Source organism: Arthrobacter sp. AOP29-A2-19 (genome assembly GCF_058138025.1).
Map to the genome: position 1 here is coordinate 2,337,519 of NZ_CM176894.1, position 24,280 is coordinate 2,361,798.

The following is a 24,280-nucleotide window of genomic DNA, read 5'->3' on the forward strand; positions in this document are numbered from 1 at the left end:
GGTGCGGGTTGGGATCGGGGTCTCAGTTGCCGCCGAGGGCGATGAGGGCGTCGACCTTGGTGACGCGGCGAACGGCGAGCGCCGCACCGACGAGGCCCAGGGCGACGATGCCCGCCACGGGCAGGAGCGTGGTGGATGGGGTGACGAGGAAAGGCGCGGCACGCGCGGCCAGGATCCCGCCCGCGACTCCGATCGCCCCGCCGACCCCGGCGCCGGCCAGCAGGACCACGGCGGCCTGGGTCATCGCGTCGCGCAGGACGTAGCCCCCGGAGGCGCCCAGCGCCTTCAGCACGGCGATGTCGCGGGTGCGCTGGACCGTCCACACGGTCAGGAACGCGACGATGACCAGGGCCGAGATGCCGTATAGGAAACCCTGCATCATCAGCAGCGAACCGTTTTCGCTCTTGTAGGAACCCAGGGCCTGGAAGGATCCGGTGCGCGTGGCGCTCACCGTGCCCGCCGCCCGGTCCGCCGTGTCCACGTCCACTGCCCCGCCATTCGACGTGCCGTTGGCCGCACCGGCGGACACGCCGTCGTCGTACGTGACCGCCGCGACGGTGCCGACCTGCCCGGAAACGCCCACGTGCGACAGCGAGGCCCATGTGGGCAGGGCGGTCCAGACCACGCTGGTGTGCGAGTACCACCGGTCCGCGACGATGCCGCCGACGGTCAGGTCCAGCCCGCCGACGCTGGCCCGGTCCCCCACGTCCAGCCCCAGGTCCTCCGCGACGGTTTCGCCGATCACCACGGCACCTTCGCGGACCGGGAGCGGCGACAGCGGGCTGCCCCCGTCGACTCCGAAGACGGCAACGTTCGCGGTCCCCGCGGTGCCCCCGCCCCCGGGCACACCCTGAAGGCGGCTCTGGCCGATTCCCAGCGGCTCCGCGCGCAGCACGCCGGGCTGGTCGTCCCACCGCCGCACCTGCTCCGCCGAGACCTGGCTCTCGGTGAACGACGCCGTGGGTTCGCCCCCCTCGGCGGCGCCGAAGACGATCCTGTCCACGGCGGTGTTTTCGCCGGTCTCGCCGAGCCGGTCGATGGCCGACGTGGACTGGTCGCCCAGCCCGGCGGAGAGGCCGGACAGCATCACGAGCAGCAGGGTGATCAGGGCGACGACGACGCCCATCAGGGCGAAGCGTCCCTTGGCAAATCGGAGGTCGCGCAGGGCAAGGAACACGGTGGACTTCTTCCGGTCGGGACTGGATGGCTACCCCTCGACTCTCCCGTGCGGCGCCGCCGCGGACATCGGGCCGTCGGTTGATCCAGGCGGGACATCCGGTTGATGCCCGGGTCAACCGTTCGGTTGATCCCCGCCGCGCCACCGCGGCATAGGCTGGTGCAATGCCTGCCCCGGAGCCTCGCGCCACCCCCGACGCGTCGCCATCGATCGCCACGATCCTTCGCGCCCTGCGGGTGGCCCTCCACGTGGGGTTCGCCGTCCTCCTGGCCGTCGCCATCCTCCGCCTCCACCTCGCGGACACGCCCGGCGCGGACGCCCGCGGGGCGCGGTACGCCTGGTCCGCGGCGGCCCTGCTGCTGGCCGGCGTGTACGTCGCGGGAACCGTGTTGGAGAAGCGTCACGCCAGCGGCGCGTCCGGCTTCGACCCGCGCCGCCACGGGTTTGCCTGGCTCGCCGCCGTCACCGGGCTCTGGGCCGTCCTGCTCGCCGGGAGCCCGGACTTCTCCTGGCTGGCCTTCCCCATCTTTTTCCTGCACCTGCACCTGCTGCCGCGCCGGGTAGCACTGCCCGCCATCGCCGCGATGACCGCGGCCGTCGTCGCCGCCCAGTGGGTCGGCAGCGGCCTCCCGGCGCCACACCTGGCCATGGTGTTGGGCCCGGTCTTCGGCGCCGCTTTCGCCGTGGTGATGGGTCTCGCCTACCGGGCCCTCTACGCCGAGGCGGAGTTCCAGCGCCGCGCCGCGGACGAGTTGCGCCGCACGCGGGCCGCCCTCGCGTCGTCGCAGCACGAGGCAGGGGTGCTGGCCGAGCGCGGGCGGCTGGCCCGCGAGATCCACGACACCCTGGCGCAGGGACTGTCCAGCATCGTTCTGGTGGCGCGGGCGGCGGAACGGTCGCTGCAGGGCGGCGACGGGGCCGCGGCGGCCGAGCGGATGTCCCTCGTACGGCAGACGGCCGCCGAGAACCTGGCGGAGGCGAGGGGCTTCGTGCGGGGGCTCTCCCCCCGACTCGAGGACTCCACCCTCGTCGAGGCGCTGCGGCGCCTGTGCGCGTCGACCGCTGAGGAGGCGGCCGCCCACGGCGCCGCCGTGACGTGTCGCCTGGAGGTCGACGGCGAGCCGGTGGAACTGCCGCAGCCGCATTCGGTGGCCCTGCTCCGCGCCGCCCAGTCGAGCCTCGCCAACGTGCGCGAACACGCCCGGGCCGGCACCGCCGTCCTCACCCTCGCCTTCCTCGGAACCGAGGTGACGCTCGACGTGTACGACGACGGCGCGGGCTTCGATTCGGACGAGTCGAGCAGCGGGCCGGGGGCCGGCGTCGCCGGCGTGGGGGCCAACGAGGACGGGCGCGGCTTCGGCCTGCGCTCCTTGCGTGAACGCGTCGGCGCGCTGGGCGGTTCGCTGGCCGTGGAGTCGGCGCCCGGCGAGGGAACCGTGGTCGCCGTGAGGCTTCCGCTGGCCGCGCCGGAGCGCGCGCCGGGCGCCCAACGGACGGAGCGGGCGACATGACGGGAAGCACCCGCGTCCTGATCGTCGACGACCACCCGGTGGTCCGCGCCGGATTGCGCGCCATGTTGGCGGACTTCGAGGGCGTCGTCGTCGCCGCGGAGGCGGCCGACGGCGAGGCGGCGCTCCGCGAGGTGCTGCGGCTGGCGACGCTCGGCGAGCCGGTCGACGTCGTGCTGATGGACCTGCAGATGGGAGCGGGCATGGACGGCGTGTCCGCTACGGCACGGATCCGCGGGACGCAAGCGCCGCCGGCCGTGCTGATCCTGACCACGTACGACACGGACGCGGACATCCTCGCGGCCGTGGAGGCGGGCGCCAGCGGGTACATGCTCAAGGATGCGCCCCCGGAACAGATCAGGCAGGCTGTCGCCTCGGCGGCGGCGGGACAGACGGCGCTCGCACCCAAGGTGGCGGCCCTGCTGATGGGCCGGATCAGCAACCCGGCGCCGGCCCTCACCCCGCGCGAGCTGCAGCTGCTTGGGCTCCTCGCCACCGGCCTCGCCAACCGGGCGATCGCCAAGCGGTTGTTCGTCTCGGAGGCGACGGTCAAGACGCACCTGGTCCACATCTACGGCAAGCTGGGCGTCGACAACCGGACCGCGGCGATCGCGGTGGCCCGGCAGCGCCACATCATTCGGCCGTAGGGTCCGGTCCGCCCGCCACAGCTCCGGAGCGTCAGTAGAGGATGCGCTGGTGGAGCCTGTGGTCCTGCCACAAACCGGCGATTTGAAGGTAGTTGCGCGCGAATCCGATGTCCTCGAAGCCCGAACGCCTGAGCACCTTCTGCGATGCGGTGTTGTGCGGAAGGGTGGCCGCCTGGAGGCGATGGAGGCCCAGTTCCCCGGCGGCGGCCTCGGTCGCGTGGGCGACGGCCGCCGAGGCGATCCCGCGGCCGGTGTACCCGGCGTCCACCCAGTAGCCCAGGCTGGCGCTCAGGAACGGGCCGCGGACGATCCCCGTCAGGCTGAGGAGGCCGATGATCTCGGTGTCCGCCTCGATGACCCAGGGAACCTCGGCGCCGGTGCGGTGCTGCGCGAGTCGCGCGGAGACCACGCGGGTCTGGCCCTTGACGGTGAAGAAGTCCTCCGACCGGCGCGGCTCCCACGGCGCGAGGTGTTCCCGGTTGCGTCGGTAGGCGGCGGCCAGCGCCTCGGCGTCCGCCGCGCGCAACAGCCGGACGTGGACATCACGCGCCAGTGCGCCACTCATCGCCATCACGTGGCTACCTTAGCCGGGCATGCGGACACACGCCCCGAGAACGGAGGCCGACGGCGCTCGCTAGGAGTCGTCGTCGCTGCCCGCCGAATACTCCGAGACGTCCTCGGGCGGCACGCCGGTGCCGGGCACGAGGCCGTCGATATTGCGCCGCGTGCCATCGAGGCGGTCGTCGGCGTCGGGCACCGAGTCGGGATCCTGGTCCCGCGAGCCGGGGGACGCCGGCGTTGAGCCTAGGCCAGCGGGGTTGTTCTCCACCTCCGCGCCGGGCGCGCCGTCCTGCTGTTCGTCGGCGATGTTCTCCGCGGGGCGGTCGTCCTCGGAGACGAGTCCGGAGAGCTCCTCGTCGGGGTGGCCGCCGTTGTTCTGGGGTTCGGTCGTCATGGATCCACCCTATGCGCTGACCGTCGCCGGGGGGCAGGGCGGTTCGTCCGCGCCGGTCCGGGACGGCGGATCGCCCGCCCCAAGCGGGGACGGGCGATCCGGTGGCTCGTTGCGCGCGGTCGCGGGGCGTGAAGGCCTAGTACTTGTAGGACTGGCCGCCGTCGATCGGGATGACGGCGGCGTTGATGAAGCCCGCGTCCCCGGAGAGTAGGAAGGCTACCAACTGGCCGACCTCCTCCGGCCGGCCGAAACGCTTCATCGGGTTCGGCTCCACGAAGGACTTGCCGACCTCTTCCCAGTTTTCGGCGTCGATCTGCTTGAGCGAGTTCTCCACCATGGGCGTCATGATGGCTCCCGGGGCGATCGCGTTGATCTGCACGCCGAACTGGCCGTACTCGATGGCGGAGTTGCGGGTCAGGCCCACCACGCCGTGCTTGGACGCGGCGTATCCGGACTGGTTGCCGACGCCGCGGATGCCGCCGACGGAGGCGGTGTTGACCACCGTGCCGGACCCCTGTTCCTTCATCACCTTCAGCACGTGCTTGAGTCCGAAGAAGACGCCGTTCAGGTTCACGGCCACAACCTTGGCGAACTCGTCCGAGCCGAAGTCCTCCGTGAGGTTCTGCTTGCCTTCGATGCCGGCGTTGTTGAAGAAGCCGTCGATGGTGCCGAAGCGCTCGACGGCGGCGGCGACGTAGCGCTCGACGGCGGCCTCGTCCGCCACGTTCGCGGTGACCAACAGGACCTGCGCCTCCGGCGCGGCGCCGAGGATCTGGCGCTCGGCCTCCTTCAGGCCCGCCTCGTTGAGATCGACCAGGGTCAGCAACGCTCCTTCGCGCGCGAGCTGGAGGGCTGCGGAGAGACCGAGCCCCGATCCGCCGCCGGTGACGATGACTGACTTGCCTGAGAAACGTTGCATGTTGGTGCCTTCTTCCACTGTTCCTTATGCCGACTTGTGGCCGGTGTATATATGCAAACACATGAAATACGGCGAACATTCCCGGTTGACTAGGCCTTGGAGGGTGACCCGCGCCACATGCAAGCCGGGCTCCCGCCAAGGCCTTGCATTCTGCGGCGACCGGCAGATCATGGAAGCACCAGCCGGGGACGCCCGCGCGACCACCGGCACGAGTCCACGAACGGAGACTGCGATGGGCGACGAGGCGACGGCAGGCCGGATCGTGGTCGGCGTCGACGGGTCGGACGCGGCACTCGAGGCGTTGCGCCACGCCAAGCGGCTGGCGGAGGCGCTCGGGTGCCGCATCGAGGCCATCGCCTGCTTCGAATACCCCCGGCCGTACGACGGCTACATTACGCTGGGCCTCGACTATTTCAAGGAGCATGCGCAACACACGCTCGGCCTGGCCATCAAATCGGTCTGGGGCACCGAAGCCGTGCCGATCGTGGACGCGCGGGCCGTGCACGGCAACGCCAGGATCGAACTCGTCGGCGCCAGCGAGGGTGCCGAGCTACTGGTGTTGGGGCGCCGAGGGCACGGCGGATTCGGCGGGCTGCTGCTCGGGTCCGTGAGTTCCGCCTGCATCGGTCGGGCGCGGTGCCCGGTCCTGGTGGTCCACACGCCGGAGCGGCCGCCGGAGCGCGACGACGCCCAAGGGAGCGACGCTCGAGGGGGCAACCGCTAGGCGGCGTTGCGTCCCTGGGTGCCCCGGTCCTCGGCGTCCCACTCCTCGGCCATCAACCGGCGGGCCTCCTTGAGGGCCCAGCCGGCGTCCTTCTTGTCCAGTTGGGCCAAGAGCAGCAGGTTGGCGATGCGCTGTTCGCGGCGGTTCCGCTCGGCCTCCCTGGCCATCTCGATCATGGCCAGCACCCGCGCATGGGCGCGCCGACCGCGGGCCTGCGGGGCGACGTCGTCCGCATCGGTGTCGCCGAGGATGCCCAGCGCCTCGGAAAGATTGTCGTTCATGTTCGGAGTCCCCTTCGGTGACCGGCGACCCGCCCCAGTGTGACGCGGGTCATGCGACGGCCATCACACCGACCCTAGCCCGGGGCTCGCCGGGAATGAAACCGATGCGTTCCGTGTCGCTGGTCACACCGAAACCGTGGTGCCGGGCGCGAACGGCGCACTGCCCTCCGAGCCCCTACATCCGCTTCTTCGTCTTGGCCGTGGCCGGCGCCGTCCACGGGTCCTCGGGCCAGGGGTGCTTGGGGTAGCGCCCGCGCATCTCGGCCCGGACCTGCGCGTAGGGCCCGGACCAGAAGGAAGCGAGATCGTCGGTGACGGCCAGCGGCGCGCCTCCCGGGGAGAGCAGGTGGAACAGGAGCGGCACCCGGCCGTCCGCAACCCGGGGAGTCTCCGCCCAGCCGAAGCACTCCTGAAGCTTGACCGCCACCACCGGACGGCCGTCTCCGCCCACCTCCGGATATTCGATCCGCACGCGCGAGCCACTGGGAACCCCAAGCCGTTCCGGCGCCAACTCGCCCAGCCGGGCGGCCTCGGGCCAGGGCAACAGCCGGCGCAGCGGGTCGGCCAGGCGGACCGACCCGGCGGGTTTGCCTCCCGCGATCGCCTCGAGTTCGGGCGCCAGCCAGTCGCCGAGGCGGGCCAGCAGCGCCGGCTCGGAGACGTCCGGCCACGGGTCGCCGAGTTCGCGGCGCAGCAGGCCAAGGCGTCGCCGGAGCGCGTCGGCCTCCGCCGTCCAACCGATCACCCCGAGGCCGTCGGCGGCGAGCGCGGCGGCCACGGCCTCCCGCCCCTCGGCCGCCGAGGGGCGGACCGGGGTGGACGAAAGCACGATGGCACCCAGCGTGCGTTCGCGTCGGGCGGCGATCTTGCCTTGGTTGAATCTGGCCGCCACCCGATCGTGGACGAGGTGGGCGGCCGCCGCCTCCGCCGTGTCCGCCTCCAGCGGGGCCGCCGCGCGAATCACGGCCCCGGTGCCGGCGGCGTCGCGACCCTGGGCGCGGGACACCTCGGCCACGGCCAGCCATTCTCGCCCGGTCAGCGTGCTGCCGGCCGGGAGTCCCGCGCGGGTTCCGGACGCCAGCAGGTAGCTTTCGCCCGCCTTCCCGTCGACGCGCCGCGCCACCCAGCCGGGAAACGCGAGCGCGACAACAAATCCCAGCGCCTCGCCGGAACCCACAGGCTCTGCCGCCGCGGACTCGGCCGTCCGGGACCCGGTTGCCCTGGAGCCGGTTGCCTGGGGACCGGTTCTCTTGGAGCCGGCTTCGGAAACGGGTGCCGTCGGGGGCACGACGCCGGGGCCCTCCTGCCGCGCGATGCCCTCCAGGCGCCTGACCTCGTCGGCCCAACGGCGGGAGCCGGGGTCCCGCCCCGAACGCAGGGCGGCGAGGAGTTTGGTGAGGTCCGCGCCCGGGGCCCGCAGGTCTCCGGAGACGAGGGCGACCGCCTCCGCGGCGGCCCGCCGGCCCACCACGGCGGCACCGTCGAGCAGCGCGCGGGCCAGCCGGGGATCCGCGGGAACCCGCGACAGCGCCCGGCCCAGCGCGGTGGCGCGCCCGTCGTCGTCGACCGCGCCCAGCGCCTCGAGCACCTCGGTGGCGTCCGCCATCGCCGCAACGGGCGGGGCGTCCGGCAGCCGGAGCCCCTCGCCGCCGGGCGCGCCCCAGCAGGCCAGGACCAGGGCCGCCGCCGCGAGGTCCGCGACAGCGATCTCCGGCGTCGGATGGGGCGGGGCCGCACCGTGGGTGCGCTGGTCGTAGCAGCGCACCACCGTTCCCGGCCCCTGGCGGGCGGCACGGCCGGCGCGCTGCTCGGCGGACGCGCGGGAGCAGGACACCGTGACCAGGCCGGACATCCCCCGGGCGGCGTCCCGGCGGGGCTCGCGTGCGAGTCCCGAATCCACCACCAGCCTCACGCCCGGCACCGTCAGCGAGGATTCGGCGAGGGACGTGGAGACGATGATCCGCGGAGCCCCGCCTGGCCTCCGGCCGGACACGGCCCGGTCCTGCATCGCGGCGTCCACCTGGCCGTGCAGCTCCAGCACGTCGGTTGCCGCGCCGACCCCGCGGCGCAGCCGGGATGCCACGTGGGCGACCTCCGCGGCGCCCGGCACAAAAACGAGGGCGTCGATGTCGGGAGCGGCGGCCAGCGCGGCCCGGTGGGCGGCGGAGGCCGTGTCCGCCACATGGTCCAGGAAGGCGCGTGTCACCCCGCGCGCATCGATGCGGGCGGACGGCGCCGGCGCCCAGCGGACGTCCAACGGATGGAGCGCGGACGGGCAATCGACGACGGGCGCCGGCCCTGCGCGGTCGTGCGCCCCGACGAGTTCGGCGAAGCGACGGGCGTCGAGGGTCGCGGACATGGCCACAAGGACCAGGTCGCCGCGGAGCTCGCGGACCTCGCCGAGGAGGCCCACGAGCAGGTCGGTCTCGAGGCCGCGCTCGTGGACCTCGTCGATGATCACGGCCGCCGTGCCGTCCAGCCCCGGGTCCGCCAGCAGCCGCCGCAGCAGGATGCCGGGGGTCACGAACTCGACCAGCGTGCCGGGGCCGACATGGCGCTCGCCGCGGACGGTGTAGCCGACCCGGTCCCCCAGCGGGCTGCCGTCCAGGGACGCGAGGCGCCGGGCGGCGGACCGGGCGGCGACGCGGCGTGGTTGGGTGACGACGACGCGGGGCCGGCCGGTCTCATCGGCGAGGTCGGCGAGCTCGGCCCGGTCGGCGAGGAGGTTGGCGACGAGCGGCGGGACGAGTGTGGTCTTTCCGGTTCCGGGCGGGGCCTGCACAACGGCGGTGCCGGCGTCGTTCCCTGCCCGCAGCGCTTCCGCCAAGTCCGCCAGCGACTCCGCGAACACTAGGCCGGAGCCGATCAAGCGGAGGTCGAACCGTGGGCCTCGATGCGCGCGGGCGTGCGCGGGTGCTGTGGAAGTCACCCGCCCATTCTCCCCCGCGCGCGGTGCCCGCAGGGCCGGCCGCGTGCGGATGAGCCCGGCGTCGGTCCGGCGGGGGCCGGTTCCCGCGTTTGGCGGCAAGGGACTCGAGATCGGTTCCCCGGCGCGTCCATCCTCCGCCAACAAGCCGGCAAAACCAGCAGTGCCCCCCTGCGGCCCGTTGATGCAACGGGCTGCGGGGGGCACGCCGACCGGAGACCGGTTACAGCTTGGACTTGCGGTAGCCGGCGGCCTTTGCGGCCGCCTCGGTGGTGAAACACTCCTCCGGAACCGTGATGTTGTAGTAGCGCCCGCCGGGCACGTGGTACTTCCACTCCTTGTTGCTCCCGGTCCGGTTGCCCTTCACCGGGTACCCCTTGGGACAGTTCTTGCCCTTGATCGCGGTGCTCTTGACGGGGCGTTTCGCGACGACGAGCTTCTGGGTCTTGGTCGCCGTCTTGGCGGCCTTGCCCGCCTTGTACTTGACCGTCGTGGTGACGGTGTAGGTGCCGGCCCTCAGGGCAACGGACGCGGCGTTCGCGGCCACGGTCTTCTTGCCCTGCATGACGGTCAGACGCTTGGACGTGACGGCGACGGTCTTGGCGGCGGACACCAGCGGGGTGATCCGCACCTTTCCGGATCCGGTCACGGTCTTGTTCGGAATGGTCCTGATGACCACGGGGGCGGACTTCGTGGCCGCGACGACCGCAACCGACGCCGGTGTGGGCGCCGGTGCGGCGGCGGCGATGCCCGCGCCGGAGAGTGCGAGCGAGGCGGCCGCGACGACGGCGGCGCACCCGCGCATGAACTTGTTCAAGATTTCCCCCAACGGAACGAGGCCGTCGTCGGCGACGGCCATGACTAATCGATAGCTAAATGGTAGCTCCGGTTCCGACGAGGTTCGCCCCGGCCTCCTTGGCCTCCGCCGCTTCCCGCAGGGCGATGCCCGCGCGCAGCGCCGGAACCAGGTCGCGTCCCCACTGGCGCACGTCGCCCAACTGGTCGTAGCCGCGGATCAGGAACTTGCGGACTCCCAAGTCCCAGTACTCCAGCAGGGAGTCGGCGACCTGTTCCGCGGTTCCCACGTGCCCGGTGGAATTTCCTCCCGGCGCCGCCAGCTTGGTGATCCCGAACCACAGTCGCTCGTCGTGGACGTCGGCGCTGCGTGCGTGCTCCTGGAGCCGCCCGAACGACTCCGACGTCCGTTCGTTCGGGTTGCGGTGGCCAACCCGGAGGCCGTCGGAGGGTTCCGCGCGGTCCATCCGCTCCTGGGTCAGTCTGAGGATCTCGCGGGTCTTGGCCCAGGCTTCATCCTCGGTCGCGGCGACGACCGGCCGGGTCGACAGCGAGAAGTCGATCTCCCGGCCGTGCGCGGCCGCGGCCTCCCGGATGGCCCCGATGCGCTCGGCCGTCGCGGCCAGCGGCTCGCCGAACAGGGCGAACGTGTCCGCGTGCCGCCCGCCGACTTCCACGGCGGCCCCGGACAGGCCCCCGAAGAAGATGGGGATGCCGGCCTCGGTCGTGGGTTTCACGGCGCTGTAGGCGCCGTCGACCCGGTAGTGTTCGCCCTCGTAGTCGAAGGGATCCTGCGAGGCGAGCGTCCTGCGGAGCACGTCGATGAATTCGCCGGTGCGCGCGTACCGCTGTTCCTTCGTCGTGTAGTCGCCGTCGCGGGCCTGGTCCACGTCGCTTCCGCCGCTGATGTGGTGGATGCCCACCCGGCCGCCGCCGAACAGCGCGTCGAGCGTGGCGAGCTTGCGGGCCACGACGGTCGGGGACGCGAACCCGGGCCGATGCGCGATCAGCACCTTGAGCCGCGTCGTTGCCGCCAGGACAGCGGCGGCGACGGCGAACCCGTCGGGCGAGCTGGAGGAATACCCGATCAGCACGCGGTCGAAGCCCGCCTCCTCGTGCGCTTGCGCGAAGTCCCGCAACCAGGCCGGATCCACGGCCGGGCCGCTGGCGCCCCGCGTCTCTGAACCCTCTTGTGTCGACACCATGCCGATGATTTCTGCGCTCATTGGGTTTTCTGCCTTTCGGGTGGATCAGTTGATGGGTTTGAGTTGGATGTCCGCTTCCACGAGCCCGCGCAGGCGGCGGCGCTCGGCGCGATCGATGCCTTCGCCGCGAAGCGTGGGCGCCGATCCGATCAGAAGCCGGGTGTAGGGGTGCTCCGGCGAGACCATCACGTCGGAGACCGCCCCCTGCTCGACGACGTGCCCGTGGAAAAGCACCACCACGCGGTCGGCGATCCCCGCCACGCTGCCGAGGTCGTGGGTGATGAGGAGGATGCCGACGTTGCGTTCCCTCGCCAACGCCCTGAGCAGCTCCAGGATCTGCATCCGGCTTTCCGGATCCAGTGCGCTGACCGGTTCGTCGCAGATGAGCAGCTCCGGATTGACGGCGAGCGCCCGCGCGATGGCCACCCGCTGGCGCTGCCCGCCGGACATTTCGCCGGGCCTGCGGTGCAGGAACGACGCGTCCAGCCCCACCTGCCGCAGGACCTCGGCGACCCGTTTGCGCCGCTCGTCCGGCCGGACGCCCTGGGCCGCCGGCCCCTCCACCACGCTGCGCTCGATGGTGAAGTCGGGATCGAGACTGCGCTGCGGATCCTGGTAGACGTACTGGACGGCGCCCTCCACGCGGAGCCTCCGGCGCGCCCGCCCCTTGGCGGCCGTGACGTCCCGCGGGCCCAGCCGGATGCTTCCCGCGACCCCCGGAACGAGCCCGAGGATGCTGCGCGCGATGGTTGTCTTGCCCGATCCGGTTTCCCCGATGAGGCCGACCACCTCGCCGCGGTCCACGTGCAGGCTGACGCCATGGAGGATCGGCGTGGGCTTCGGGTGCCCCAGCGACGCGACCAGCCGGTCCACCGTGAGGATTCGTTGCGCGTTGCCGGCGCTCATGCCGATGCCTCCGCGACCCGGACGCGCGTGTCCAACCCGTACCGCTCGTGGTTGTCGATCAGGATGCGGGTGTACTCGTGTCGCGGGTTGCGCAGCACCTGTTCCGTGGGCCCGTGCTCGACGATTCGCCCATCGCGGAAGACGTGCAGGTGGTCGCACATGCTGGCGAGGACGGCCAGGTCGTGCGAGACCATCAGCAGCGTGAGTTCGCGTTCGGAGCGCAGGTCCCGCAGGAGGTCGAGCACGTCGGCCTGGACGGTGACATCCAGGGCGGTGGTCGCCTCGTCCGCGACCAGGAGGTCCGGGCCGCAGCTGATGGCGATCGCGATCATCACGCGTTGGAGCATGCCGCCGGAGAGCTCGTGGACGTACTGGCGGGCGACCCGCTCCGGGTTGCGCAGGCCCACCCGGCCAAGCAGCGCCACGGCCTCGGCGAGCGCCTCCGCGCGCGTCCTGCCCAAGCGGACGCGCAGCACCTCGGCGACCTGCCTGCCCACGCGCACGGACGGGTTGAGGAACGACGCCGGGTCCTGGAAGACCGCGCCAATGCGCAGCGCCCACAGGTCCCTGTACCGCTTGGGCCCGAAGTCGGTGATCTCCGTCCCGTCGAAGGAGACGGCGCCGCCGGCGATGCCCACATTGGCGGGCAGGATTCCGAGCAGGGCCTTGCAGGTCAGCGTCTTTCCGCTGCCGGACGCCCCGAGGATGCCCACGGCACCGCCGCGGGGAACCTGAAGGGATACGCCCTTGACGAGTTGCTCGCCGGTCGCATCGACCGCCACAACGAGGTTTGAGATGTCGACGAGTGCGTTCATGACGCTGCGGCCTCCTTGGTTTGCGCCGTGGCGCGGGTCTGTTGCCGGCGTGTGGAACCGGGCTTGTCCGCGCGGCCGTCGTCGCGGATCAGGTCGGCCAGGACACCCAGCGCCCCCACCGTGAGCATGATCATCAGGGCCGGCGCCAAGGGCCCGTAGGGCCGCTGCGTCAGGTAGCCGAGATCGCTGGCGAGCATGCCGCCCCACGTCGGTTCCGGGGGGACGACGCCGATGCCGAGGAACGCCAGGGACGAGACCACAAGCAGGCTGCCCGCCATGACCCCGGCCAGCGTCACCATGACGGTGGGCAGCACCTTCGGCCAGACGTGCGCCACGACCACCCGCCACATGGGTTGTCCGAGGAGCACGGCCGCCTCCACGAACTGCGTGTTGCTGTGCGTCTGCGTGGCGGCGCGCGTGATCCGGAAGAAAGTCGGCGACACCAGGATTCCGACGGCGAACATCGCCTGGTGCAGCCCGTTCCCCAGCAGCGCGGCCATGGCGATGGCGAACGTGATGAAGGGGAGGGCCATAAAGCTGTCGAAAATCCTCAGGAGCACCCACTCGACGGCCCGCCCGCTGTAGACGGACGCCACGGCAGGGACGACGCCGAGCAGGAATCCGATGACGACCGCCTCGAGGGCCGCCACGACGGACAGCGTCGACCCGCTGACGAGCCGGCTGAAGACGTCGCGGCCCACGTAGTCCGTGCCGAGCAGGTGGGCGGAGCTGGGGCCCTCGAGGATGTGCGCGGCGTTTTGCGCCAGCGGATCGTTGGGCGCGATCGCAGGCCCGAACGCCGCAAGCACTGCCACCAGAAACAGGACGGCGAGGCTGGCGGCACCCGCGGGACGGGCCGCGATCCGGCGGAGTGTCTTCATGCGTTCCTCCTCGTGTCCGGGCGCAGGACGCCCAAGACAATGTTGACTACCGCGGAACTGATCAGGACGATCACGACCGTGACGATGAGCGACCCGATGACCACGGGAACATCGCCCCGCATGGCCCCGTCGCGTGCCAGCTGCCCCAGTCCGGGAAGGCTGAAGATCGCCTCGGTGATGACGGCCCCGCCGATGAGCCGGGGAATCTGCAGTCCCAGGGCCGCGACGGCCGGCCCGCTTCCGTTGCGGAGCACGTGGTGCAGCAGGACGCGCCGCCGGCTAAAGCCGCGGATCATGGCCCCCACGGCGTAGTTCTCGTGCAGGGCCGCGACGAGTCCCGTGCGGAGTTGGCGCGCGATGTCGGCGGCCGCCTCCAGCGACAGGGCGATCGCGGGCAGGATGATGCTGCGCAGCCATCCGCCGACGTCGACCAACGGGTCGATGTAGCCGCCGGTGGGGAGGACGGGAAACAGTACGCCGAAGAGGACGATCAGCCCGATCGACGCCACGAACGGCGGGATCGTCGCGATGGTCGAGGAGACCACGGTGACGGTCCTGTCCAACAGCCCGCCCTGCCTGATGGCCGCCGCGACGCCGAAGCTGGTTCCGATGACGACGGCGAGGGCCAGTGCCAGCGCGGCAATCCCCAGGCTGACGGGCAGCCGCTGGACCATGCTGTCGGCCACGGGGATGCCCGTGAACCAGGACGTCCCGAAGTCCCCGCGGACCGCGTGCCCGAGCCAGTCGACGTACTGCACCAGCACGGGCCGATCCAGCCCGAACTCGTGGTTGAGCCGGGCGATGTCCTCCGGCGTCGCGGCGTCGCCCAACAGCAGGTCGGCCGGCTGCTGCTTGGCGGCCGCGCCCAGCAGGAACGTGACGAGGCTGCAGAGCAGCAGGACCGGCACGGAGATGGACAGCGCGCGGCCCACCGAGGCGAGCCCCCACCTCCATGGACCCCCGGCTTGGCGGGCGGCGGCGCGGCCCGGCCCATGGTCCGGAAGGCCGGTGCCGGGCCCTGTTCGCGCACTGGTGTCGATGGCCATCTCTGCCTCCTTCGGTCGTGTATCGGACGGGATGCGCTAGCCGGCGACCAGTTCGACGTTCTCGAAGCGCTGCGTGTGCACGTACGCGTCCAGGCCCTTGACGCTCGAGTTGATGGCGTAGGCGCGGACCCAGTTCACGAGGAACGTCTGGGGCGACTCCTCGGTGACGGCGAGCTTGGTGGCCGCCTGCAGGACCTTGTCGTAGTCGGGGTCGTCGAGCGGCGTCTCCCGGACCAGGGTCAGTGCGTCCTGAAGGCCCTTCGGTTCGCTCTCCCCGTTGTTCATCCAGCCGTCCGCGTCGTAGAGGACCTCGAAGGCCTGCACGGGAGATTCGCGTCCGGAGAAGGAGGACAGGTAGAGCGGGTAGTCGTGGGCGGCCGTGAGACCCGCGCCCGGAGGCTGCGTCTTGAGGGTGATCCTGATGCCCACCTCGCCGAGCTGGGTCTGCAGCACCTCCCCGATCTGCTGGCTCTGCGTTTCGGCGGACACCCACAGCTCCGTGTCGAAGCCCTCCGCGAAACCGGCGGCCGCCAGCAGGGACTTGGCCTCGGCAAGGTCGCGGTCGTACAGCCCCTCCAGTTGGGTGTTGTAGCCCGGGTGGCCCTTGGGGAACGGCTGGTGGTCGGCTTCCCCGTACCCGAAGAACAGTCCGTCGATGATGCCCTGGCGGTCGACGGCGTGGCTGATGGCGTCCAGAACCCGCTGGTCGCCGAACGGCTCGATGCTGGTGTTCGGCTGCAGGGTGTGGACGTTGTAGATCTTGTTGACGTCCACGCGCAGTCCGGCCGCCTTGGCCGCATCGATCTGCGACTCGGGGATGTGGGCCACCGTGTACTGGCCGGAGGTGACGCCGGCGACGGCCACGGTGGCCTCCGGCTTCGGCAGGATCTGCAGGCTCTCCAGCTTGATCTCCGCGGCGTTCCAATAGTCGGGGTTGCGCTTGACTGTCGCCTGCGAGTCCGGGACGTAGCTTTCCAGGACAAACGGGCCGGCACCCACGGGCTTGAGCGCGATGTTCTCGCCGCCGTCGATCGCGTTCGGGCTCAGCAGGTGTCCCACAAGGCCGGCCAGGAGCAGCGGGATCTGGTAGTTCGTCTCCGTGAGCAGGATTTTCACGTTCGTCGGGTCGACGACCTCGATGTCCTTCACGGCGAGCAGCGCCTGGCGCGCCGTCGCGTCCTTTGTGTCCCTGCCCCGCAGCAGGCTCTTCTTGACCGCGGCGGCGTCGAGCGCGGCGCCGTCCGTGAAGGTCAGGCCCTCGCGCAGCGTGAACGTGACGGCGTCACCCTTGGTGTTGTACTCCCAGGCCTCCGCCAGGTCCGGCTCGACCGAGCCGTCGACGGCGAGCTTGGTCAGCCCGCTGTAGACCAGGCTGAGCACGTGGACGTCGTAGCCGATTCCCTTCGCCGCGTCCCACGTGCTGGGCAGCCGCCATCCCCACTTGAGGACCTGCGCGGCGGCGCCGCTGGATCCCGCGCTGGCCGCACCGGAGCAGGCGCTGAGGGCAGCGATGGCGGAGATGCCCAGGGCGCCTCCGAGGACCGCCCTGCGGCTGACGTCGATGCGGGCCGCGGACGCCGGTTCACGGGAAGCCCACGGGGCGGGGAATAGACGATTCATGGTTCTCTCCTGCGCAATCAAGGGGAAGGCTTGTGCCCCCGGTGGGGCGCCGAGCCGAGAATGTTCCGGGCTTGCCGAGGATTCTTCTGCCCGCCGTGGGGGCCGCAAAGTTTGTAAAGCGCCGTGAAGTCGCGGGAAACACGAGGTCACAAGAGGGCGTCACGAGGCGTCACAGGACGACTTGCGGGGTCGCAACGCGTCGTCGAGCGCCGCAAAGTCGCCGTCGTTCCCGGGCCGATCGAATACTCGATGCAGACAAGCGACCGCCCCCAGCCCCCAAGGAGCACGAGTGAGTTACGACGCCGAAGACGCGTGGGAGCTGGCGACGCGCCAGGTCCAGGTCGGCTACACGCCGGGCACGCCACAGAACACCGCCGTTGTGCCGATCTACCAGTCGGCCGCCTTCGAGTTCGAGAGCTTCGAGTCGGCGCGGGAGATCTTCGCCCTGCGCCGGACGGGGAACCTCTACGGTCGCGCGGGCAACCCGACGGCGGCCGTCCTGGAGCAGCGGATCGCGGACCTCGACGGCGGCGCGGGGGCCTTGGCGACGGGGTCCGGCCAGGCGGCGGTCGCCGTCGCCCTGCTCGCCCTGGTCGGCGCGGGCCAGCACATCGTGGCCTCCAACAGCCTGTACGGCGGGACGGTCGACCTGTTGACGGACACCTTCAGCGACTTCGGCATCGCGGTCACGCTGGTGGATCCGCTCGATCCGGACGCCTGGCAGCTGGCGGTCCGCGAGAACACCCGCGCCTTCTTCGTGGAGTCCGTCGGCAACCCGCTGGCCTCGGTCGCCGACCTCCGGGCGCTCGCCGACACCGCCCACGCCAACGACATCCCGCTCGTCGTGGACAACACCGTCCCCACCCCGATCCTGCTTCGGCCCATCGAACACGGCGCCGACGTTGTGGTCTACTCGGCCACGAAGTTCCTCGGCGGGCACGGCAGCTCGCTCGCCGGGCTGATCGTGGACGCCGGCACGTTCGACTTCGGCCGCCGCCCCGGGCGCTGGCCCCGGTACACACGGCCCTCCGAACGGTTTGGCGGCATCGTGTTCTACGACGCGTTCACGGGGGCGCGGACCCCGTTCCTGACGCTGGCCCGCTCCAAGCTGGTCCACGACCTCGGCCCGAGCCTCTCCCCCTTCAACGCGTTCCAGATCCTGCAGGGCATCGAGACCCTGGACCTGCGGATCCGTCGCCACAACGAGTCCGCGCTGGAGGTGGCCCGGTTCCTGGCCGGGCACCCGGCGGTCGCGTTCGTCCACCACCCGGGCCTGCCCGGCCACCCGCGGCACAACGACGCACGGCGCCTGATGCCGGACGGCGTCGGCTCCGTGTTCTCCTTCGACCTCGCCGCGGCCCCCGAGCGGGTCGGCGGCTTCGTGAACTCGTTGCGGCTCTTCCGGCTCGTCGCCAACATCGGCGACTCCCGCTCGCTGGTGATCCACCCGGCCACCACCACCCACAGCCGCTTCACCCCCGAGCAGTTCGCGGCAGCGGGAATCGGGCCCACCACCATCCGCCTCTCGATCGGACTCGAGGCCGTGGGCGACCTCGTGAGGGACCTGGGCCGCGCGCTCGATTCGCTCCTCGCGGACGCCCCGGCGGCCGGCGCCAACCTCCCCAAGGAGCAAGCATGAAGTTCGGTTACTGGACACCCGTCTACGGCGGATTCCTGCGCAACGTGGAGCACGAGGACATGGCCCCGACCTGGGACTACGTCCGCCGGGTCAGCCTGCAGGCGGACCGGTTGGGCTTCGACCTGACGCTGGTCCCCGAGCTCTACCTCAACGACCGCAAGGGCGTCGAGGCGCCCAGCCTGGAGGCGTGGTCGCTGGCGGCCTCGATCGCGGCTGTCACGGAGCGGCTCGAGGTCATGACGGCGATCCGCCCGGGGTTCCACAACCCCGCCATCACGGCCAAGACCGTCGCCACGCTGCAGGACATCAGCGGCGGGCGCCTGTCGCTGAATGTGGTGTCCGCCTGGTGGGCCGAGGAGGCCCGGCAATACGGCGGACACTTCGCGGAGCACGACGCCCGCTACGTGCAGTCCACCGAGTTCGTGGACGCGCTGCGGGGCCTGTGGTCCCGGACGCCGTTCAGCCAGTCGGGCGAGTACTACGATCTTTCCGACGTCGTCCTCTCCCCCAAGCCGTCCCACCGGCCGCACGTCTACGCCGGCGGCGAGTCCGAGGGCGGCCGGGAGGCCATCGCGGCGTTCGCGGACTCGTACGTCACCCACGGCGGGACGGTGGAGGAACTGCGGGTGAAGGCGGCGGACCTGCAGTCCCGGCGGCGGCGGCTGCAGGGCGGCGACTTCGCGCAGATCGGGATGAGCGCGTACGTGATCGTGCGGGACACCGAGGCCGAGGCGCGGGCGGAGCTGGAGCGGATCACAACGGTTGACCCCAACTCCCCCGGCTACGCCTCCTTCGAGGAGTTCACCCGCCACTCCAACCTGGACCTTGAGCTGTCCGCGCGCGAGTACTCCGTGGGGACGCGCGGGCTGCGGCCGAACCTCGTGGGCACGCCGGAACAGGTGGCCGAGAAGATCCTGGCCTTCGGGGACGCCGGCGTGAACCTGCTGCTGATCCAGTCGTCCCCGCTGCACACGGAGCTGGAGCGCATCGCCGAGCAGGTGATCCCGCTGGTGCGGGCCTCGTCCGCCGCGGCCGGGGATGCCGTGGGGGCGGCCGTTCGGGCGGCCGGCAGTGTGTCCGACAACGTGTCCGGAGGGGCATCCGAGGGCGTTTCCGGGGACGCGACGGACAGCGCGTCCGACGCGGCACCACAGCAGAACGCCCCGGTTCCCGCGCGCTAGTTCCACCTCCCGCACACCACCATCCCCGAGAGGCCGTGATGACCAGCACCGGCGCACGACCTGCCACAACCGACACCGCTTTCTTCGACGTCGCGGCCGGCGCGACCGCGCGCGGGACCCTGGTCCTGCTCGCCGGCCGGGGCGAACACCCGGGGGTCTACTCCCGGTTCGGCAGGCGGATCGCCTCCGACGGGTACCGCGTGCACATCGTGTCCGGGTCGGGCAACGATCCCGAGGCCGCGGGCTCCCTGGCCGCCGGGCTGCTGGCCGGCGCCGATCCCGCGAGGCCCCGCGTCCTCGCCGGGTCCGACACCGGCGCGGCCCTCGCGCTGCGCGCCGGCACCGTGGGCGGCGCGGACATCGAGGCGGGCATCGGGCGCGCCGAGCCCGTGGCCGGCACGTCTCGGCGACGCGCGGGCGCCGTCCTGCCCGACGCCGTTGTGGTCGCGGCCCTGCCCCTCGGCCCCGCGGTCACGTCCCTGGCCGACCGCGAAACCCGTTCGGCGTGCCCCCTGCACAATGCGGTCCTCGCCGACGCCGCCAACCTCGACGCCGGGGCGCTGGGCACCGCCGTCGAACCGTCGCTGCTGCCCGAACCGGAAGAGGTCGGGGTTCCCGTGTTGGCCTTCCACGGCGAGGCGGACGCCGTCGTGCCGGTGGACGACGCCGTGGAGTGGGCCGATCGCCTGCCCCGCGGTCGGCTGGTGGTGGGCGCGGACGGGCTGCGCGACGTGTTCAACGACAAGATCCACCGGAGCGTGGCCGCGACGATCGTCCTGTTCCTCGAGGAGCTGGGCGCCGGCGGCCCCGTCCTCCGGTAGTGCCGCGCCGCCGCGGGGCCCCACCGCCGTCGTGCCCTCTCCCGACGGTGGCGGCCGCGCGCCGTCCCGTCGTGGGCGCGTTTGCCCGCGCACATCCGGAAACGCCCTTGTCGGGACGGCGCCGGGCCGCCGAACCCGCTCGGGACGGGCCAAAGCCGGTCACGACGGGCGCCGCCCGAACCATGCCGACGCGGCGCGGCCGCCCGCGCAGGCCGAAGTGAACCTAGACTCGGGATCATGGCACTCATCCACCAGGCCGAACTCCGGCCCTCGAAGCAGGAACTGATCGCTCAGTGGCTGCCCTCGCAGCCATGGTTTTTGGGCGGAGACACCGCGGCGCTCGCCCGCATCGGTTCCTACCGGTTCGACGATCCCGACGGCGAGGTGGGCATGGAGACCTTCCTGATGAACCTCGGAGAGACCGTTTACCACCTCCCCCTGACCTACCGCGGCGAGCCGCTGGACTGCGCCGAGGAGTGGCTTGTGGGCACCATGCACCACTCGGTCCTTGGGCAGCGCTGGGTCTACGACGGCTGCGGCGACCCCACTTACGTCTCCGCGCTGGTGGGCACCATGATGGCCGGCGATCCACAGGCGGAGGAGGTCACGGAGGTCGACGGCGGAACGGAGGTCCGGGCGTCGTCGGTCCGGCTGGCGAGCGTGGGGCCGGTCCTGCCGCGGGCGCCGCGCATGGGCCAGCGAAACCCGGTCACCGAGGACGACAAGACCGTGATCCGCTCCGGGGACCTGGTGCTCTCCATAGCCAGGATTCCCGAACTCGGCGGACACGTCGGCGGCAACTGGGCACTTACCGGGATCTGGGAGGGCCAGCCGCGCCCCGTCCAGCTGGCGTCGCTGACACGCGAGGGGCACTAGGCCCGCCCTTCTGATCGTCGGAGGGCCCGTCGCCGTTGGGGGATCCTGTTTCCGACGGCGCAGCATCGTCGAGGTGAACTCTGGTGGGGGTTGGCGCGAGGCCTGTCGCCCGCCGAGCGCGGAGCGTAACCTGATCTCGACCCACCATCCAGCCCACCATTCGACCGCACCTTTTCACGTTTTCGCCGTGGCCTACGCAGGAGGCATCAATGGAGATGAACATCAGGGACAACTGGTACCGGCTCGGTCCCGCGACAAAACAGTGGCTCACCCAGAATCCGGGGTGCCTGATCCTGCCGCGGACGGTGGTGGCGAGAATCTGTTCGGAAACCGGAGTCACCGCGGAGGCCGACCGGCACGGAGAGACCACCCTCTCGCAGGAGGACCGGGAGTTCCTCAAGACCCAGGTGCGGGCCCGGCCGATAGAGGCGGAGAGCCGCTTCTTCGACGCGACACAGCCGTAACGGCGGCGAGACCCTGGCGGTGGCGCGGCGCCAGCATCGCGGCCGTAACGGTGGCGCGGCGCCAGCATCGCGGCCACAACCCCGCGCGGGGAATGCCGGCGGCCGCCGCGCGGGTCAGTCGCCGACGGCCGTGCGCCCGCGGCGCAGGATCAGCGGGTCCGCCTCGTGGACCACCGAGGTGTCCTTGCCTTCGTAGTCGAACTGGTTCAGGAAGAACCGCATGGCGTTCAGTCGCGCGCGCTTCTTGTCGTTGGACTTGATGGTGATCCAGGGCGCGTGGTCGGTGTCCGTGTGCAGGAACGTCTGCTCCTTGGCGTCGGTGTAGTCGTCCCAGCGGTCCAGCGAGGCGAGGTCCATCGGCGATAGCTTCCAGCGGCGCACGGGGTCGATCTGCCGGATCGCGAATCGGGTCCGCTGCTCGTGGCGGGTCACTGAGAACCAGAACTTGGTCAGGTGGATGCCGGAGTCCACCAGCATCTTTTCGAAGACCGGCGCCTGTTCCATAAACGTGGTGTACTCGCCGTCGGTGCAGAATCCCATCACGCGCTCGACGTTCGCCCGGTTGTACCAGGAGCGGTCGAACATCACGATCTCCCCGGCGGTGGGGAGGTGCTGGACGTAGCGCTGGAAGTACCACTGCCCCTGTTCGCGGTCCGACGGCTTGTTCAGCGCCACGGCGCGGGCCGAACGGGGGTTCAGGTGTTCGGTGAAGCGCTTGATCGTCCCTCCCTTGCCCGCCGCGTCGCGCCCCTCGAACACGATCACGTGGCGCAGGTCGTGGTCCTGGCCCCAGTACTGGAACTTGAGCAGCTCCACCTGCAGCTTGTACTTCTCGAGCTCGTACTGCTCGCGCGACAGCCGCTCGTCGTAGGGGTAGTCCTCGCGCCAGGTCTCCACGGCGAGGCCCCCGGGGTTGATGAGTTCGGGGTCCTCGCCCTGCCCTCCACGCACCTGGTACCCGAGCCCGACGAGCTGGTCGATGGTTTCCCGCAGGTTGTCCCTGATCCACCAGGTGTCCTGGGGCGTCCACTGCTTGTCTGCCTGCTCCATCGGAGTCTCCCTGCGTCGTTGAGGTCTGCATCTTAACAGGGGCGGACCGACGCGGAGGTGAACAGCGTCTGGCCGGGGTTTCAGTCCGTTCCGGGCGTCGGCAGACCTGCCACCCAGTGGCAGGACGGAGGTAAAATTCGCCATGGCCAGCCCCAGCACGCTCGAGGTCGAGCGCAAGTACGACGTCGACGACGCGGTTGTGTTCCCTTCCCTGTCGGGGCTGGCAGGGGTCTCCGCGGTGGACCACCCCGTGGAGCACCACCTGTCCGCGGAGTACTTCGACACGCCGGACCTGCGCCTGGCGTCGCTGCGCATCACCCTGCGCCGGCGCACCGGTGGGTACGACGCCGGCTGGCACCTCAAGTTTCCCTCCGGACCGGATGCGCGCCTCGAGTTCCACGCGCCGTTCGGTCCTGGATCCGGCGGATCGGCGGCGCACGACGGCGGACCTCGGGGTGGGGCCGACGTCGGTGGCCCTCACGAGGCGGTCCGGAAGGACACTCCGGAGGCGGTTCCGGAGGCGCTGCTCGGGCTTATCCGCGTCCATGTCAGGGACGCGGCGCTGGTCCCCGTCGCCCGCCTGCACACGCGCCGCACCATCCGCCGGCTCCACGGGCCCGACGGCGGGGCGCTCGCCGACGCCGTCGACGACCACGTGCGGGCCGAGACACTGGTCCTGGAACACGCCGAACGGCGGTGGCGGGAGTGGGATATCGAGCTGACCGGGGGCACAAGGGGACTGCTCAACGTCGTGCAGGGGGCCTTCCTCGCGGCGGGCGCCCGGCCGTCCTCGAGCGCGTCCAAGTTGGAGCGCGCCCTGGGCCCCCACTTTCCCACGGGGCATAGGACTCCCCCGGTGCCCAGACGCAAGGGCGCGGCCGGAGACGTCCTGCTGGCCTATCTGGGTGAGCAGGTGAGGTCGCTGGTGGAGCAGGATCCCCTTGTGCGGGAGGACGCTCCGGATGCGGTGCACAAGATGCGGGTCGCGACCCGCCGCATGCGCTCCACGCTGGCGACTTTCCGCGAGCTGCTCGACGGGGACGCCGCCAATCGGTTGCGCGGGGAACTCCAATGGTTGGCTGGCGTCCTGGGCGCCGCCCGCGACACCGAGGTCATGCATGCCCGCCTGAGGGAGATGCTGGCGTCGGAGCCGGACACGCTGGTGATGGGTCCGGTTGCCCGTCGCGTCGATCTGGAGTTGGACGCCGCCTATCGGGATGCGCACAACGCGGTGCTGCGGGCGCTGGACGGGGAGCGGTACTTCCGGCTCCTCGACGCCTTGGACGCCATTCTGGTCGATCCACCGTTCACCTCGCTGGCCCACAAGCCCGCGCTCAAGGTGGTCTCCCGCGTGGTCACACACGATGCGCGACGCTTGCGGAGGGCCGTCAGGGCATGGAAGGTTCCTGCCCCACCGATGGAGGGTCCGCTGGGCGCGGCCCCACGGGAGGCGGCCCCACAGGCAGCGGGTCCGCTGGAAGGCGCCGACGCGGCCGATGCCGCCCTGCACGAGGCCCGAAAGTGCGCCAAGCGGCTCCGCTATGCGGCCGAGGCGGCGGTCCCCGTCGGAGGGAAGCGAGCCGCCCGGCTGGCCGAGGCGGCCAAGCGGGTGCAGACGGTCCTAGGCGAACACCAGGACAGCGTCGTCACGCGTGGCCTGCTTGAACGCCTCGGTGCGGTCGCCGGCGCGGAGGGCGAGGACGGATTCACGTACGGCCGCCTACACGCGCTGGAAGAGGGCCTTGCCTCCAATGCCGTCGCCAGTTTCCGCACACAGTGGAAGGACTTCCCGTCCGCCTCCCTCAAGAAATGACCCGGCGGCCGGCCACCGCCGCGTCCAGTGT

23 protein-coding genes are annotated in these 24,280 nt (G+C 71.4%); 9 read left to right on the plus strand and 14 right to left on the minus strand.

The features are described 5' to 3' along the window. Positions 1 to 22: 22 nt before the first annotated feature. On the minus strand, positions 23 to 1,177 hold the full coding sequence (locus AC3ZJJ_RS10800) for an ABC transporter permease (protein ID WP_489891825.1): 1,155 nt from the start codon (positions 1,175 to 1,177) through the stop codon (positions 23 to 25). Between the two features lie 164 nt (positions 1,178 to 1,341). Here AC3ZJJ_RS10800 and AC3ZJJ_RS10805 point away from each other — a divergent pair, with 164 nt between their 5' ends. Continuing rightward, positions 1,342 to 2,688, plus strand: a complete 1,347-nt coding sequence (locus AC3ZJJ_RS10805; protein ID WP_489891826.1) for a sensor histidine kinase — start codon at positions 1,342 to 1,344, stop codon at positions 2,686 to 2,688. Continuing rightward, positions 2,685 to 3,332 (plus strand): response regulator, encoded by a 648-nt coding sequence (locus AC3ZJJ_RS10810; RefSeq protein ID WP_489891827.1) that lies wholly within the window; start codon positions 2,685 to 2,687, stop codon positions 3,330 to 3,332. The genes AC3ZJJ_RS10805 and AC3ZJJ_RS10810 overlap by 4 nt, the downstream gene beginning before the upstream one ends. A 31-nt stretch (positions 3,333 to 3,363) precedes the next feature. Here AC3ZJJ_RS10810 and AC3ZJJ_RS10815 read toward each other — a convergent pair whose 3' ends face one another. From AC3ZJJ_RS10815 to AC3ZJJ_RS10825, 3 genes are all read right to left on the minus strand, one after another. After that, complete coding sequence (locus tag AC3ZJJ_RS10815; RefSeq protein WP_489895801.1) at positions 3,364 to 3,903, minus strand: GNAT family N-acetyltransferase; 540 nt, start codon at positions 3,901 to 3,903, stop codon at positions 3,364 to 3,366. 63 nt (positions 3,904 to 3,966) lie between these two features. After that, positions 3,967 to 4,287 (minus strand): hypothetical protein, encoded by a 321-nt coding sequence (locus AC3ZJJ_RS10820; RefSeq protein ID WP_489891828.1) that lies wholly within the window; start codon positions 4,285 to 4,287, stop codon positions 3,967 to 3,969. A 136-nt stretch (positions 4,288 to 4,423) separates the two neighbouring features. After that, entirely contained in the window at positions 4,424 to 5,206 is a 783-nt protein-coding gene (locus AC3ZJJ_RS10825; protein ID WP_489891829.1) for a glucose 1-dehydrogenase, read from the minus strand. Between the two features lie 169 nt (positions 5,207 to 5,375). Between AC3ZJJ_RS10825 and AC3ZJJ_RS10830 the strand changes: the two genes are divergently transcribed. Then, a complete protein-coding gene (locus tag AC3ZJJ_RS10830) occupies positions 5,376 to 5,930 on the plus strand; it encodes a universal stress protein (protein WP_489891830.1) in 555 nt (184 codons plus the stop codon). Here AC3ZJJ_RS10830 and AC3ZJJ_RS10835 read toward each other — a convergent pair. The 9 genes from AC3ZJJ_RS10835 to AC3ZJJ_RS10875 form a co-directional block, all read right to left on the minus strand. Continuing rightward, complete coding sequence (locus AC3ZJJ_RS10835; RefSeq protein WP_489891831.1) at positions 5,927 to 6,211, minus strand: hypothetical protein; 285 nt, start codon at positions 6,209 to 6,211, stop codon at positions 5,927 to 5,929. The genes AC3ZJJ_RS10830 and AC3ZJJ_RS10835 overlap by 4 nt on opposite strands. A 175-nt stretch (positions 6,212 to 6,386) precedes the next feature. Next, positions 6,387 to 9,140 carry an ATP-dependent helicase HrpB gene (hrpB, locus tag AC3ZJJ_RS10840; RefSeq protein ID WP_489891832.1) on the minus strand — a complete coding sequence of 918 codons (2,754 nt, stop codon included), beginning with the start codon at positions 9,138 to 9,140 and terminating at the stop codon, positions 6,387 to 6,389. 220 nt (positions 9,141 to 9,360) lie between these two features. Continuing rightward, a complete protein-coding gene (locus AC3ZJJ_RS10845) occupies positions 9,361 to 9,996 on the minus strand; it encodes a sunset domain-containing protein (RefSeq protein WP_489891833.1) in 636 nt (211 codons plus the stop codon). A 13-nt stretch (positions 9,997 to 10,009) separates the two neighbouring features. Further along, positions 10,010 to 11,158, minus strand: coding sequence for an LLM class flavin-dependent oxidoreductase (locus tag AC3ZJJ_RS10850; protein WP_489891834.1), 1,149 nt, complete (start codon positions 11,156 to 11,158; stop codon positions 10,010 to 10,012). A gap of 24 nt (positions 11,159 to 11,182) precedes the next feature. Beyond that, a complete protein-coding gene (locus tag AC3ZJJ_RS10855) occupies positions 11,183 to 12,043 on the minus strand; it encodes an ABC transporter ATP-binding protein (protein WP_489891835.1) in 861 nt (286 codons plus the stop codon). Next, entirely contained in the window at positions 12,040 to 12,858 is an 819-nt protein-coding gene (locus tag AC3ZJJ_RS10860; RefSeq protein ID WP_489891836.1) for an ABC transporter ATP-binding protein, read from the minus strand. Before AC3ZJJ_RS10860 ends, AC3ZJJ_RS10855 begins: the two co-directional genes overlap by 4 nt. Further along, a complete protein-coding gene (locus AC3ZJJ_RS10865; protein WP_489891837.1) occupies positions 12,855 to 13,739 on the minus strand; it encodes an ABC transporter permease in 885 nt (294 codons plus the stop codon). The genes AC3ZJJ_RS10860 and AC3ZJJ_RS10865 overlap by 4 nt, the downstream gene beginning before the upstream one ends. Then, complete coding sequence (locus tag AC3ZJJ_RS10870; RefSeq protein ID WP_489891838.1) at positions 13,736 to 14,785, minus strand: ABC transporter permease; 1,050 nt, start codon at positions 14,783 to 14,785, stop codon at positions 13,736 to 13,738. The genes AC3ZJJ_RS10865 and AC3ZJJ_RS10870 overlap by 4 nt, the downstream gene beginning before the upstream one ends. A 36-nt stretch (positions 14,786 to 14,821) precedes the next feature. Continuing rightward, positions 14,822 to 16,405: an ABC transporter substrate-binding protein gene (locus AC3ZJJ_RS10875; RefSeq protein WP_489891839.1), complete on the minus strand. Its 1,584-nt coding sequence runs from the start codon at positions 16,403 to 16,405 to the stop codon at positions 14,822 to 14,824. Positions 16,406 to 16,694: 289 nt separating this feature from the next. On the opposite strand from AC3ZJJ_RS10875, the gene AC3ZJJ_RS10880 reads away from it, so the two are divergent. From AC3ZJJ_RS10880 to AC3ZJJ_RS10900, 5 genes are all read left to right on the plus strand, one after another. After that, positions 16,695 to 18,044, plus strand: a complete 1,350-nt coding sequence (locus AC3ZJJ_RS10880) for an O-acetylhomoserine aminocarboxypropyltransferase/cysteine synthase family protein (protein ID WP_489891840.1) — start codon at positions 16,695 to 16,697, stop codon at positions 18,042 to 18,044. Next, positions 18,041 to 19,225 (plus strand): LLM class flavin-dependent oxidoreductase, encoded by a 1,185-nt coding sequence (locus AC3ZJJ_RS10885; RefSeq protein WP_489891841.1) that lies wholly within the window; start codon positions 18,041 to 18,043, stop codon positions 19,223 to 19,225. The genes AC3ZJJ_RS10880 and AC3ZJJ_RS10885 overlap by 4 nt, the downstream gene beginning before the upstream one ends. Before the next feature lie 38 nt (positions 19,226 to 19,263). Beyond that, a complete protein-coding gene (locus tag AC3ZJJ_RS10890) occupies positions 19,264 to 20,046 on the plus strand; it encodes an alpha/beta hydrolase (protein WP_489891842.1) in 783 nt (260 codons plus the stop codon). 237 nt (positions 20,047 to 20,283) lie between these two features. Continuing rightward, complete coding sequence (locus tag AC3ZJJ_RS10895) at positions 20,284 to 20,922, plus strand: CG0192-related protein (RefSeq protein ID WP_489891843.1); 639 nt, start codon at positions 20,284 to 20,286, stop codon at positions 20,920 to 20,922. A gap of 209 nt (positions 20,923 to 21,131) precedes the next feature. Next, a complete protein-coding gene (locus tag AC3ZJJ_RS10900) occupies positions 21,132 to 21,386 on the plus strand; it encodes a hypothetical protein (protein ID WP_489891844.1) in 255 nt (84 codons plus the stop codon). A 114-nt stretch (positions 21,387 to 21,500) separates the two neighbouring features. Here the strand turns inward: AC3ZJJ_RS10900 and ppk2 are convergent, their stop codons facing one another. Further along, positions 21,501 to 22,436: a polyphosphate kinase 2 gene (gene ppk2, locus AC3ZJJ_RS10905; protein WP_489891845.1), complete on the minus strand. Its 936-nt coding sequence runs from the start codon at positions 22,434 to 22,436 to the stop codon at positions 21,501 to 21,503. Between the two features lie 142 nt (positions 22,437 to 22,578). On the opposite strand from ppk2, the gene AC3ZJJ_RS10910 reads away from it, so the two are divergent. Beyond that, complete coding sequence (locus tag AC3ZJJ_RS10910) at positions 22,579 to 24,249, plus strand: CYTH and CHAD domain-containing protein (protein ID WP_489891846.1); 1,671 nt, start codon at positions 22,579 to 22,581, stop codon at positions 24,247 to 24,249. Positions 24,250 to 24,280: the final 31 nt, after the last annotated feature.

Coding starts and splice junctions, on each gene's coding strand:
- AC3ZJJ_RS10805 (WP_489891826.1), top strand. CDS start 1,342: ATGCCTGCCCCGGAGCCTCGCGCCACCCCCGACGCGTCGCCATCGATC.
- AC3ZJJ_RS10870 (WP_489891838.1), bottom strand. CDS start 14,785: ATGGCCATCGACACCAGTGCGCGAACAGGGCCCGGCACCGGCCTTCCG.
- AC3ZJJ_RS10810 (WP_489891827.1), top strand. CDS start 2,685: ATGACGGGAAGCACCCGCGTCCTGATCGTCGACGACCACCCGGTGGTC.
- AC3ZJJ_RS10865 (WP_489891837.1), bottom strand. CDS start 13,739: ATGAAGACACTCCGCCGGATCGCGGCCCGTCCCGCGGGTGCCGCCAGC.
- AC3ZJJ_RS10850 (WP_489891834.1), bottom strand. CDS start 11,158: ATGAGCGCAGAAATCATCGGCATGGTGTCGACACAAGAGGGTTCAGAG.
- AC3ZJJ_RS10885 (WP_489891841.1), top strand. CDS start 18,041: ATGAAGTTCGGTTACTGGACACCCGTCTACGGCGGATTCCTGCGCAAC.
- AC3ZJJ_RS10860 (WP_489891836.1), bottom strand. CDS start 12,858: ATGAACGCACTCGTCGACATCTCAAACCTCGTTGTGGCGGTCGATGCG.
- AC3ZJJ_RS10895 (WP_489891843.1), top strand. CDS start 20,284: ATGGCACTCATCCACCAGGCCGAACTCCGGCCCTCGAAGCAGGAACTG.
- AC3ZJJ_RS10890 (WP_489891842.1), top strand. CDS start 19,264: ATGACCAGCACCGGCGCACGACCTGCCACAACCGACACCGCTTTCTTC.
- AC3ZJJ_RS10835 (WP_489891831.1), bottom strand. CDS start 6,211: ATGAACGACAATCTTTCCGAGGCGCTGGGCATCCTCGGCGACACCGAT.
- AC3ZJJ_RS10855 (WP_489891835.1), bottom strand. CDS start 12,043: ATGAGCGCCGGCAACGCGCAACGAATCCTCACGGTGGACCGGCTGGTC.
- AC3ZJJ_RS10830 (WP_489891830.1), top strand. CDS start 5,376: ATGGAAGCACCAGCCGGGGACGCCCGCGCGACCACCGGCACGAGTCCA.
- AC3ZJJ_RS10825 (WP_489891829.1), bottom strand. CDS start 5,206: ATGCAACGTTTCTCAGGCAAGTCAGTCATCGTCACCGGCGGCGGATCG.
- AC3ZJJ_RS10875 (WP_489891839.1), bottom strand. CDS start 16,405: ATGAATCGTCTATTCCCCGCCCCGTGGGCTTCCCGTGAACCGGCGTCC.
- AC3ZJJ_RS10815 (WP_489895801.1), bottom strand. CDS start 3,903: ATGGCGATGAGTGGCGCACTGGCGCGTGATGTCCACGTCCGGCTGTTG.
- AC3ZJJ_RS10845 (WP_489891833.1), bottom strand. CDS start 9,996: ATGGCCGTCGCCGACGACGGCCTCGTTCCGTTGGGGGAAATCTTGAAC.
- AC3ZJJ_RS10820 (WP_489891828.1), bottom strand. CDS start 4,287: ATGACGACCGAACCCCAGAACAACGGCGGCCACCCCGACGAGGAGCTC.
- AC3ZJJ_RS10900 (WP_489891844.1), top strand. CDS start 21,132: ATGGAGATGAACATCAGGGACAACTGGTACCGGCTCGGTCCCGCGACA.
- ppk2 (WP_489891845.1), bottom strand. CDS start 22,436: ATGGAGCAGGCAGACAAGCAGTGGACGCCCCAGGACACCTGGTGGATC.
- AC3ZJJ_RS10910 (WP_489891846.1), top strand. CDS start 22,579: ATGGCCAGCCCCAGCACGCTCGAGGTCGAGCGCAAGTACGACGTCGAC.